Origin of the sequence: Peptoniphilus indolicus ATCC 29427 (assembly GCF_000227315.1) — a bacterium.
GTDB lineage: Bacteria > Bacillota > Clostridia > Tissierellales > Peptoniphilaceae > Peptoniphilus > Peptoniphilus indolicus.
The window spans coordinates 1091390-1094316 of sequence record NZ_JH165061.1 but is presented as its reverse complement, the minus strand read 5'-3'; the positions used below and the strand labels follow the sequence as shown (position 1 = coordinate 1094316).

At 35.3% G+C, this 2927-nt stretch carries 2 protein-coding genes; both read right to left on the bottom strand.

The window, feature by feature from the left end; genetic code table 11:
* Positions 1-51 precede the first annotated feature (51 nt).
* On the bottom strand, positions 52-2757 hold the full coding sequence (locus HMPREF9129_RS04905; RefSeq protein WP_004820973.1) for a calcium-translocating P-type ATPase, PMCA-type: 2706 nt from the start codon (positions 2755-2757) through the stop codon (positions 52-54).
* Positions 2744-2927: hypothetical protein (locus HMPREF9129_RS11980; protein WP_004820970.1), on the bottom strand; the 184-nt coding region annotated here is incomplete at its 5' end. The genes HMPREF9129_RS04905 and HMPREF9129_RS11980, both read right to left, overlap by 14 nt.

Genomic DNA, 2927 nt, shown 5'->3' with positions numbered 1-2927 from the left:
AATAGTATAAAAAGAGAACTCCAAAACTAATCTAGGAGTTCTCTTAATAATTTATTTTGAGTTATGTGTCTTATTAAATCTAATTACTTTTTGAATTTCACCTAGCGCAAGCGGTATCAGAGCTCCTACTAATATTACAACCCAATCTTTAAGCGATAATGGAGTTAATTTAAATAGCTCTCTAACTCCTGGAATTTCCATTACTACCAATGTCAATGCAAGTGATAATAGTGTCGCCCAAACAAGTTTTCTGTTAGAGAATATTCCTATACTAAATAGCGTGTCTTTTATAGACCTTGCAGAGTAACTTCTCAACAATTCAGAAATTATAAGAGTTGCAAACGCCATTGTTCTTGCAATAGCTACGCCTTCTTCTTGATTCCCATACCATTGTAGACCAAGCATATATGCTCCTAGAGTAGCTATCGTAATAGCCACTGATTGAATTGCAATTGTCAATTTTAGTTCTGAATCTAAAAGAGGTTCATCAGGGTTTCTTGGCGGTTCTTCCATTATCTCTGCCTCTCCCTTTTCAACTCCAAGTGCAAGTGCCGGGAATGAATCTGTCACCAAATTCAACCATAAAAGTTGTATTGGAAGTAAAGGTACTGGCAAGTTTAATAGAATTGCTATAAATACTATTAATACTTCTCCTAAGTTACAAGAAAGTAAAAAACCTACAAACTTTTTAATATTTGAGTAGATAATTCTTCCCTCTTCAACAGCGTGGACTATTGTAGCAAAATTATCATCAGTTAAGATTACTTCGGCTGTACTCTTAGCAACATCTGTACCAGTTATTCCCATCGCAATACCTATATGAGCTTTCTTTATAGCCGGTGCGTCATTTACCCCATCTCCAGTCATCGCTGTGATATGTCCTTCTTCTTTTAACGCTTGTACTATCTGAACTTTATTTTCAGGAGAAACTCTGGTAAATACTCTCTTTTCTCTTACCACTTTTCTCATTTGCTCATCTGATAATTCGTTTAACTCACGTCCCATTATAGCCTGTGATTCTTCGGTTGCTATTCCAAGTTCTTTAGCTATTGCAAACCCTGTTTCCAAGTGATCTCCGGTAATCATTATAGGTATAATTCCCGCAGATTTACATTCTTTAATTGCCTCTTTAGCCTCAGGTCTTGCAGGGTCTATCATTCCTGTTAACCCAACTAAAATCATATCATTTTCTACATTTTCAGTAGTTTTCTTATTAGGAATAGAATCCCATTCTCTATATGCATAAGCTAAAACTCTTAGGGCATCTCTTGCAAATAGAGAGTTCTTTTGCATTATATTTTCTCTATCTTTTTCAGTAAGTTCTTTTACTTCTTCTCCGTCCAAAAAGTATTTACAATTTGAAAGCACTATGTCTGGAGCTCCCTTTGTAAAAGAAATCACTTTATCTTTTATAAACTCCGAATGGAAAGTAGTCATCATCTTTCTATCTGAGTCAAATGGAATTTCCTCCACTCTAGCATATTTTGCATTGGTGTCTTCAATTCCATATCCTGCTTTTTCGGCAAAAGTTAATAATGCACCTTCTGTAGGGTCTCCTATTATACCCCACTCTTCATTGTTTTGAATAAGTTTTGCGTCATTAGTAAGTGCTGCTATATTAGCTAAAAGGTTCAAACCTTTTTTAGATTTTACATCCACGCTTTCGTTATTTAAAACAATTTCTCCATTTGGATTGTATCCAGTTCCTACAACATCATAAACTTCGCCATCAGTGTATGCCTTTACAACTGTCATTTCATTTTGAGTTAAAGTACCTGTTTTATCCGAACATATTACAGTTGTAGTACCCAAAGTTTCAACAGCCAATAGCTTCTTTACAATCGCATTTTTTTCAGCCATCTTGCTCATTCCAAGAGACAATACAATTGTAACTATAGCCGGTAATCCCTCAGGAACAGCCGCAACGGCAAGTGAGATTGAAGTCATAAACATTTCAAGTATTTCGTGTTTTCTAAGAACTCCAACTACCAAAACAAGTAGACATATTCCAATTACTAAAATTCCAAGTGTCTTTGATAGACCAGCAAGTCTTTTTTGTAGAGGTGTTTGCTCTTTTTCTGGTGTACTTATTGAAGTAGCTATTTTACCAATTTCAGTATTTTCACCAGTTTCTACAACAACTCCCGCACCTCTTCCGTAAGATACAATAGTTGAAGAATAAGCTATATTTTCTCTATCTCCTATTTCCATCTTACCCTCGTAAGTTTGTTTATAGTCTTTTTCAACTGGAACTGACTCTCCTGTCAAAGATGATTCATCAATTTTTAAGTTTGCAGAATCTACAAGCCTTAAATCAGCCGGAATTATATCTCCAGTTTCTAAAATAACATAGTCCCCAGGAACTAATTCTGTAGAATCAATTTCAACTCTTTTGCCATCTCTGACAATCTTAGCTTTAGGAGATGACATCTTTTGTAAAGCTTCAATAGCAGCTTCAGCTTTACCCTCTTGATAAAGAGATAGTGCAGTGTTTATCAACACAATTGCTATTATTATAAGTGCATCTATTACTTCCCCAACCACTGCCGAAACAACACTTGCAAGCACAAGTATTATAATCATTGGGTCAAGTAACTGAGCTAAAAGTTTTTGAGTAAAAGGTGTCTTTGACTCTTGCTTTAATTCATTTTTCCCATGCTCCTGAAGCTTTTGAACAGCTACTTCCGTAGAAAGCCCTTGATTAGAGCTATGTAGTTCAGTAAAAACTTCTTCAGAAGTTTTGTTATACCATTGCATTTAATTCCCCCTTAAATACTTTTAAAAAAGACCACTGTCTCTGACGAGAAACAGTGGTCTTGCTACCATAGTTATGGCTTACAGCCGGAATAAAAATTCGTAATGACGACTGTAAGTAATTAGCTACTCCCCATTGTACTGGTAAGTTATTATTTATATTATACCCTTTT

Excerpts from the sequence above, each read along its gene's own strand:
- HMPREF9129_RS04905 (WP_004820973.1), bottom strand. The coding sequence starts at position 2,757 with ATGCAATGGTATAACAAAACTTCTGAAGAAGTTTTTACTGAACTACAT.